This window comes from Pseudomonas sp. Sample_10 (assembly GCF_004321495.1).
Classification (GTDB): domain Bacteria; phylum Pseudomonadota; class Gammaproteobacteria; order Pseudomonadales; family Pseudomonadaceae; genus Aquipseudomonas.
Genome location: NZ_RCOE01000136.1, coordinates 1 through 8,297, shown reverse-complemented (window position 1 = coordinate 8,297; position 8,297 = coordinate 1). Strand labels below are relative to the sequence as shown.

The 8,297-nt window shown below is 58.3% G+C and carries 7 protein-coding genes, 3 tRNA genes and 1 pseudogene; 5 read left to right on the top strand and 6 right to left on the bottom strand.

The features are described 5' to 3' along the window. Positions 1 to 74 (bottom strand): annotated as a pseudogene (locus D8U18_RS29025) (cysteine protease); the annotation flags it as partial. 247 nt (positions 75 to 321) lie between these two features. On the opposite strand from D8U18_RS29025, the gene D8U18_RS12925 reads away from it, so the two are divergent. Next, positions 322 to 2,769, top strand: a complete 2,448-nt coding sequence (locus tag D8U18_RS12925) for an acyl-CoA dehydrogenase (RefSeq protein WP_131107753.1) — start codon at positions 322 to 324, stop codon at positions 2,767 to 2,769. Positions 2,770 to 2,852: 83 nt separating this feature from the next. Then, positions 2,853 to 3,260: a PA2817 family protein gene (locus D8U18_RS12920; protein ID WP_007972361.1), complete on the top strand. Its 408-nt coding sequence runs from the start codon at positions 2,853 to 2,855 to the stop codon at positions 3,258 to 3,260. Positions 3,261 to 3,338: 78 nt separating this feature from the next. Here the strand turns inward: D8U18_RS12920 and D8U18_RS12915 are convergent, their stop codons facing one another. Next, positions 3,339 to 4,337, bottom strand: coding sequence for a LysR family transcriptional regulator (locus D8U18_RS12915; protein WP_130906922.1), 999 nt, complete (start codon positions 4,335 to 4,337; stop codon positions 3,339 to 3,341). Between the two features lie 91 nt (positions 4,338 to 4,428). On the opposite strand from D8U18_RS12915, the gene D8U18_RS12910 reads away from it, so the two are divergent. The 3 genes from D8U18_RS12910 to D8U18_RS12900 all read left to right on the top strand — a co-directional run bounded on the left by D8U18_RS12910 (position 4,429) and on the right by D8U18_RS12900 (position 6,559). Then, positions 4,429 to 5,055: an alanyl-tRNA editing protein gene (locus D8U18_RS12910; protein WP_131107752.1), complete on the top strand. Its 627-nt coding sequence runs from the start codon at positions 4,429 to 4,431 to the stop codon at positions 5,053 to 5,055. Positions 5,056 to 5,148: 93 nt separating this feature from the next. Beyond that, positions 5,149 to 5,919 carry a 2OG-Fe(II) oxygenase gene (locus tag D8U18_RS12905; protein WP_131107751.1) on the top strand — a complete coding sequence of 257 codons (771 nt, stop codon included), beginning with the start codon at positions 5,149 to 5,151 and terminating at the stop codon, positions 5,917 to 5,919. Between the two features lies 1 nt (position 5,920). Then, on the top strand, positions 5,921 to 6,559 hold the full coding sequence (locus tag D8U18_RS12900) for a LysE family translocator (protein WP_131107750.1): 639 nt from the start codon (positions 5,921 to 5,923) through the stop codon (positions 6,557 to 6,559). 115 nt (positions 6,560 to 6,674) lie between these two features. On the opposite strand, the gene D8U18_RS12895 is transcribed toward D8U18_RS12900, so the two are convergent. The 4 genes from D8U18_RS12895 to D8U18_RS12880 all read right to left on the bottom strand — a co-directional run bounded on the left by D8U18_RS12895 (position 6,675) and on the right by D8U18_RS12880 (position 8,239). After that, the gene (locus D8U18_RS12895) at positions 6,675 to 7,574 is read right to left on the bottom strand and encodes a hypothetical protein (protein ID WP_131107749.1); all 900 of its coding nucleotides are present in this window, start codon (positions 7,572 to 7,574) and stop codon (positions 6,675 to 6,677) included. A gap of 330 nt (positions 7,575 to 7,904) precedes the next feature. Beyond that, positions 7,905 to 7,980: transfer RNA gene (locus D8U18_RS12890), tRNA-Gly, on the bottom strand. 3 nt (positions 7,981 to 7,983) lie between these two features. Next, positions 7,984 to 8,059, bottom strand: a tRNA-Glu gene (locus D8U18_RS12885). A gap of 104 nt (positions 8,060 to 8,163) precedes the next feature. Next, a tRNA-Gly gene (locus tag D8U18_RS12880) sits at positions 8,164 to 8,239 on the bottom strand. Positions 8,240 to 8,297 lie beyond the last annotated feature (58 nt).

Sequence of the window (8,297 nt, the reverse complement as noted above, 5' to 3'; positions counted from 1 at the left end):
TGTTTTTCGGCGAACTCCACCACCGAGGGATGGTCACTATCGATGAAGCGGCCGGGGCTTAGGTACTCATGCATGCGACGATCTCCTGGGGAAGCCCCGAGTCTATCGAGAGGTTCAGCACAGAGATAACGACGTTTCGGCCAAATATGAGCGCTTAGCCGCCCGTTAAATGAACGATTTACCAAGCCTGTTGCCAACCGGACCTACAGAAATCATCCGGGATTTCCCACGATTTCAATCACCTCGCTCCGCCCCCCCTGTTTTGCGGATGCCGTCTAAGCTCTGTGGGTTGGCTCGCCCTGGTTTCACGGAGGATTAAATATGCTGCTGTTGTGGATACTGGTTCTGGTTGTCGGGATCGCTTATTTAGCCCACCGTCGCATCGCCCCGCTGCCCGCCATGGGCATCGTGGCTGTCTACCTGCTGGCAATGGGCATCTTCAGCCGCGCGCCGGGCTGGCTGTTGCTGGTTTTCTGGCTTCTGCTCGCTGCGGTCGCTGCGCCGTTACTGCTGCCTGACCTGCGCCGCAAATTCTTCAGCGCGCCGATGTTCAACTGGTTCCAGAAAACCCTGCCGCCCATGTCGCAAACCGAACGCGACGCCATTGAAGCGGGTACGGTGTGGTGGGATGGCGAACTGTTCAGTGGTCGTCCGGACTGGAACAAACTGCTGTCCTACCCCAAGGTACAACTGAGCGAAGAGGAACAGGCCTTCATCGACGGCCCAACCGAAGAACTCTGCGCCATGGTCAGTGACTACCAGATCGGTCAAACCATGGACCTGCCAGCCGAGGCCTGGACGTACATCAAGGAAAACGGTTTCTTCGCCCTGATCATCCCCAAGGAATTTGGCGGCAAGGGCTTCTCGGCGTATGCCCACTCACAAGTGGCGATGAAACTGGCCAGCCACAGTGGCGACCTCGCCTCCACCGTGATGGTCCCCAACTCCCTCGGTCCCGCTGAGTTGCTGCTGCATTACGGCACCGACGAGCAACGTAACCACTACCTGCCACGCCTGGCACGGGGCGACGATATTCCGTGTTTCGCCCTCACCGGCCCAATGGCCGGCTCCGACGCCGGCGGTATGCCCGACACCGGGGTGATCTGCAAAGGTGAGTGGGAAGGCCAGGAAACCCTGGGCCTGCGTCTTAACTGGGAAAAGCGCTACATCACCCTGGGGCCTGTCGCCACCCTGCTCGGCCTCGCCTTCAAGGCTTACGACCCGGACCATCTGCTGGGCGACAAAGAAGACCTGGGCATCAGCCTCGCGCTGATTCCGACCGACATTCCCGGCGTGGAAATCGGTCGTCGTCACCTGCCACTGGGCGCAGCGTTCATGAACGGTCCGAACTCCGGCAAGGACGTTTTCATCCCGCTGGAGTTCCTCATCGGCGGCCAGGAAATGCTCGGCAAAGGCTGGATGATGCTGATGAATTGCCTGTCGGTCGGGCGTTCGATTTCCCTGCCGGCGGTGGGTACCGGCATGGCCAAGTTCACCAGCCTGGTGACAGGCCAGTACGCGCAGATTCGCGAACAGTTCAACGTGCCGATTGCGGCGTTCGAAGGCATTCAGGAATCCATGGCCCGCATCGGCGGCAACGCCTGGATGATGGATGCCGCGCGGATGCTGACGGCCAATGCGGTGGACCTGGGCGAGAAACCTTCGGTGCTGTCGGCGATTCTCAAGTATCACCTCACCGAACGGGGCCGTGAATGCATCAGCCACGCCATGGATGTACACGGCGGCAAGGCGATCATCCAGGGACCGAACAATTACCTCGCGCGCAAATGGTGTGGCGCGCCGATTTTCATTACCGTCGAGGGCGCGAACATTCTTTCGCGCAATCTGATGATCTTCGGTCAGGGGGCCATTCGCTGCCATCCTTTCGTCCTCAAGGAAATGGCCCTGGCCACCCGTGAAGACAAGGATCAGGCACTGGTTGAATTCGATAGCCTGTTGCTCAGGCACATCGGATTTGCCGTCAGCAATGCCGCGAGCACGCTGGTGCTGAATCTCGGGTTTGGACACCTGGAACATATGCCGGGCGACAGGCTCAGCCAGGGTTATTTCCGCGCTCTCAACCGGCAGGCTGCTGCGTTCGCATTGCTGGCCGATCTCAGCATGATGCTGCTCGGTGGCGAATTGAAACGCCGCGAACGCCTGTCGGCACGCCTGGGCGATGTACTCAGCAACATGTACCTGGCCAGCGCCGCGCTCAAGCGCTACAACGACCTCGACGCGCCGGAACACATGGAGCCGCTGTTTGCCTGGGCCATGGAGGAAAGCCTCGGCCAGGCCGAACGGGCCATGGATGAATTGCTCAACAACTTCCCGAACAAAGTCCTGGCGTGTGTGCTGCGGGTGATCGTGTTCCCGTTCGGTCGTCGCCACAAAGGGCCTTCCGACAAGCTGGGCGCACAGGTTGCTGCGGTTATCGGTCGGGCCAAAGGTGACCCGGCGCTGGAGGAAGTGCTCCTGGGTTGCTACCGCCCGCAATCGCTGGAAGACCCGGTCGGCGCCCTGCAACATGCCTGCAACCTGTCGGGCGCTGCGCAATCCTTGCAGAAAAAACTGCATGTGGCGCTCAAGAGCGGTCAGGTCAAACCGGTCGCAGGCGAGCACGTGATCGATGCAGCGCTGGAGGCCGGCGTGTTGCAACCGGTGGAAGCGCAAGCCCTGCGTGACGCCGAGGCGGCGCGGCGCAAGGTGATCGATGTCGATGACTTCGACAAAGAGGAACTGGCGATAGCCGCGGGGAAGGTCCGCTGATCAAACCGAGCCGCTACACCATGTAAAAACGGGCGCAGGAGCTTTATACTCCCGCGCCCGTTTTGCTCTTGAGGACTTATCTCGTGTCCAACATCGTTGCCGATCATCTCGTATTGCTCGACCACCTGCGCAGCATCCTGGTCGCCGTAGGTGAGGCCGAACAGGTTCCCGACGAAAGCCATGCCTTGTTCCTGGAGCGCTTCGACGAACTGCTTGCACTGCTGCCGGTCGACCCGATCGAAAGCCAATACCTGGGCCAGGACATCCTGTGCCAGGTGATCACCCGCTACCCGCAAATCGCTCACCTGGTCCCGCGCGACCTGCTGTGGTACTTCGCTGGCGACTGCCTGCACTACATGCCTGATGACGAAATCGATCTGTATCAGGCACTGGAAGAACGTCGCTTCGAAGCCGAACAGAACGACGAGCCGTTTGACTGGAACCAGGAAAAGCAGCTACTGGCGTTGTCCAACCAGGACAGCAAGCACTGATCTGAAAGACGTTGTATGAAAAGGCCCGCATGCTGAACATGCGGGCCTTTTTGTTTTGCCGACAGATCGAGTCTTTGCTCAGAACAACCCGTCACTCTCGGGCAGTTCATACTCCGATACCGCCGTACTCAAGCTGTCCGACTTGCCCGGCTTGCCCAACGTCGGCTCTTTCTCCAGGCACTCCACCAGGTAATCGATCAACACCCGAAGCTTGGGCGGCAGGTATCGGGTTGGCGAATGCAGTAACCAGGCGCCGCCGTGGTAGGACGCCAGGAAGGTCCAGTCCGGCAGCACTTGCACCATCAACCCCTTCTCCAGGGCTCGGCGCGCCGTGAAATAAGGCAGGCTGCCAATGCCGATGTGCTGCAATACCGCGCCAAACCGCACGCCCGTGTGATTGGCGGCATAGCGCCCGCGCACGCCGACAGTGACCAGCTTGTTGCCTTTCTTGAACTTCCACCGCGCATCGCTCGGGGTTTCCCCCAGATAAATGCAACTGTGGTTGAGCAAGTCATGGGGATGAGCCGGTGTTCCATGTTCGGCCAGATACTGCGGTGTCGCGCAGAGCATATGGTCGATCGTCAGCAACTGACGCCCCACCAACCCAGCAGGCGGCCGATCGGTAATGCGTATCGCCAGGTCGACGTGATCGTCGATCAAATCCACCTGACGATCCTCGAGCAACAACTCCACATCCACTTTCGGATAACGGCGCAAGAACTCCGGCATATGCGGATGGATCACGATCCGACCCACCGCTTTCGGCACACTGAGACGCACCACCCCCTCTGGCTCATCGGTGAACTGACCACTGATCTCCATCACTGAACGGGCAGCGTTGACCATCTCCTGGCACCGTTTGAACACCTCTTCCCCGCCGTCGCTCAAACGCAGCTTGCGCGTGGTGCGTTGCAGGAGTCGCGTCGCGAGCGCTTTCTCCAGTCGCGAAATACTGCGGCTGACCGCCGAGGGTGAAGAGCCCAATTGACGTGCCGCTTCGGAGAAGCTGCCGGTCTCGACAACTTTGACGAAAATCGCCATTTCACCAAGAAGAGGCAACGGTAGATTTATGCTCACAACGCAACAGTCCTTTGATGTTTGAACGGATTATCACGCTATTCCACCCTTCATATAATAAAAAACAGAATTTTTTATTCGAGCACGGAACATGACGCTTCGCCTGTTTTTCCATAGTGATGAGCTCAAGGCCAACGTGGAAGTCCTGGACTGCACGCCACACGAGAGCGAATTCGCCGTGGTACTGCGCGCAACACTGTTCCACCCGCAGGGCGGTGGGCAACCCTTCGATACCGGCTGGATTGGCGAAAGCCGAGTGCTGCGCGTAGTCCAGGACCCGGACCGGATCGTCCACTTCGTCGACAGTCCGGTAAAAATCGGTATGACCCAGATCCGGATCGACGAAGAGCGTCGCCAGTTCAATACACGCATGCATTCAGCCGGCCACCTGATCGGCCATTTCGTCCAGGCCATGGGCTGGATGCCGATCAAGGCGCATCACTGGCCTGGCGAAGGGCGTGTGCAGTTCAAACCGACGGAATCGGCCCGGGAAGTTGAAGCGCAAACCCTGCAGGGAGGCATCGAGCAGTGGATCGCCCACAACCTGCCGCGCTTGATATCACTGCGCGAAGGCGCCCGGGAAATAGGTTTCGGTGAACTGCCCGCCTACGGTTGCGGCGGCACCCATGTACGTAGCCTCAAGGAATTGGGCACGGTCACGATCGAATCCCTTTCGCAAAAGAAAGGGACGTTATCCGTCCACTACCACGTGGACTGAGCCTTTGGGCGATGGCCCCCAAGCCATTGCCCGACGCCGGGAGGAGCCTGCACTCGCAGGCTTCGTCGACTCTCTGATAGATGGACCTGAGACATGATGCTAGACGTCGAGCGTCTCGATGAGACGTGCATAAAAAAACTGGCCAATGAAGAAGTCCTCGCCATACGCGTAAAAAATTGGCTACCCACGCCGTTGGCGATGCAGATTGGCGACAAGATCCTCGCACCCGGCTTTGAAGGCTATATCAACGCGCCCAGTATCGGCCGTATCGGCATGGCGTTTTACGAGGCGGAAAACCAGCCGCTGTTGATAGAGGATTATTTCGAACGCGCCACCCGCAACATCGCGGAATTACGCAACCGGTGTGCGCCCTACCCGTCGCCGGTCGACACCCTGCGCTGCATGCTCGACGAATCCTGGCCGGCGGGAGCGCACCTGGAAAACCTCTACGGACGCAAGATGTACGTCGGACTCTCCCGCGTGGTGAAACCCGGTGTGTGCTTTCTTGCCCATCACGACATCTTCGCCAAGGACGCCCCGGACAGCTTCCAGGCCAGAAGCCTGGAGGCGCAGTTCGCCTGCAACGTCTACCTGAACATGCCCACCGAAGGCGGTGCTCTGCAGATGTGGGACGACGACATTTCCCCGGAACAATTCGACGAAATGCGCGGCGACAGTTACGGCATCGAACCGGCTTTGCTTGGTACGCCAGCGCTGGAGATTCTCCCCGCTCCCGGGGATTTCATCATGTTCAACTCCCGCCGCATGCACTCAGTGACCCAGGGCGTGGCCGAACCACGCCTGAGCCTTTCATTTTTTGTCGGCTATCGCGGCACGGCTTCCCCCCTGACTTTCTGGAGTTGAGATGCTTTCAAATTACCTGGGTGAATTTCTGGCGCTGGCAATCGTGCACTTTCTCGCCGTGGTCGCCCCCGGTCCGGACTTCGCCGTAACCATCCGCCAAAGCGTACGTTTTGGCCGATGGGTGGGGATCTGCACCGCACTGGGCATCGGCGCCGGCATTTCCGTGCATGTGCTGTATACGGTGCTGGGCGTCGGCGCTTTGATGCACACCACGCCATGGCTGCTCACGGTGGCCAAGGTCGTGGGCGCCGCCTACATCCTGTATCTGGGCGTCAGCCTGATTCGCAGCCAGCCCAGATCCGTACTCGAGGGCGATAAAGTCACTGATGAACCGGTTATCCAGCAGACATCGCTGAAGGCCTTCACCACCGGTTTTCTGACCAACGCCACCAACCCGAAGGCCACACTGTTTTTCCTGGCGATTTTCACCACGCTCATCAGCGCCACCACACCACTGAAGATTCAGGCGCTCTACGGGGTGTGGATGTGCCTGGTAAACGCCCTGTGGTTTGTGATCGTGGCGCTGTTCTTTTCCAGCTCCAAGGTCAGACTGCTGTTCATGCGCATGGGCCATTGGTTTGAACGCACCATGGGTGTGGTCCTGATTTTGTTTGCGGGGCGGTTGATGTTGTCGATGTAAACGCGCAGCAACTCCGATCTGGGCTTAGAAGAGTGGCGGCAAGATTCTGCCCCTCTTCGACTCCGTGAACCCGGGACCTCTGGCGAGAAGGCTTACGGTTCGATCCTTAAACTACTCACTCAATCGCAACTTTAGCCTGAGTAGTGGCAATCACCCTGTCGCCATAAGCAGCGTTGCAGACCACATCACAGAGTTTTCCGTCAGTAGACACGGAGGAGAAACAAGCACTGAACAGCAGTTGTTTATCGGCAGAAACCAGCTCGTCTGCCGCTAATGTCACATGTAAGAGCCTAAAGGGAGTAACCCGACCCACCTTATGATCCAGTAGCCGAGACATGACCTGACTCAGACCATACATGACAACTGCCACGGGCCACGTCGGGTAGTCAGGGAAGTGTCCTTCACACCTGGCTGCCGAGAACCCAACACTTTCAGCAGTGATCTCCTGCTCACTCAACGTAAGCACCGACAATGGGAACGCTTCAGCGTATGGAGAACTAACAGAGCTCGAGGTAGTGGGCACTAGATGGTTTGAGAAGAGCTTTTGAAATGTCTTTTCTGACAGCACTTGGTAATCCACGGACAACTCTGCGTACAACTGCCCCTCGATCAACAGCTCGGTTCTTGCGAGCACCCTTTTTCGTGACCTTTCAACGATCTTGGCCCGAGCGGTCATCAACGGAGTTCGTCCATACCTCATGGGGTTGTACCGCAAATCCCAGTGAGCTCGTGAGGCCAAGTAATACACACGCTCACCTTCAACCTGCGCCAGCGCAGCAGCGCACGACCCCAGGATAGCCAAGTGGCGCCCGGCCTCGGCCGTAGCCAATGGTCCGAGCTCGCTCCCCAGCGGTTGCTCAGGCTTGAAATCCCCCCAGATATCCCACTCGCCAGAGACTTTGTAGAGCGAATCAAATGCAAAATATGGGCGCTGTACTGCAATGCTCGTGGCCATCTGCGCCATGTTGACCGCAGTTCGATCTTTCTGAGTTGGAATCTGGAACACCTGACTCATGGCTGCCTTTCTTCCTATCGGTGATGACAAGAACATTGCTTGACCCTGTGGCACACCTAAACAGTAGGGCAAAACCTACATGACCGAACCTGTCAAAAATTACAGTTCGACTGCAAAGACGACCGACGGCACCAGATTGCGGTCCACCCCTTCCGGGCAGCCCAGGTCTTCGAGCTTGGCCAGCCAACAAGAAATGGAAGTGTCATTGCTTGGCCCCGTTGGGGCCTAAGAACAGCGCCAGCCCCCAAAATTTTGAGGGTGGAGTTCATACCGGAAGAACACGCGCAAACAAAAACGCCGCTCATTGCTGAGCGGCGTTTTTGTTGAATATGGAGCGGGAAACGAGACTCGAACTCGCGACCCCGACCTTGGCAAGGTCGTGCTCTACCAACTGAGCTATTCCCGCAAATGGCGTCCCCTAGGGGACTCGAACCCCTGTTACCGCCGTGAAAGGGCGGTGTCCTAGGCCACTAGACGAAGGGGACACGCTGCCCGGAACACATGGTGTGTGTTTCGGTGCCCAGACCCGCATCCGAAGACTTGGTTCTGGTTTCACTCAGCCCTGCCCGAAAGCAACGCTGTTTAAAATTGGAGCGGGAAACGAGACTCGAACTCGCGACCCCGACCTTGGCAAGGTCGTGCTCTACCAACTGAGCTATTCCCGCAAATGGCGTCCCCTAGGGGACTCGAACCCCTGTTACCGCCGTGAAAGGGCGGTGTCCT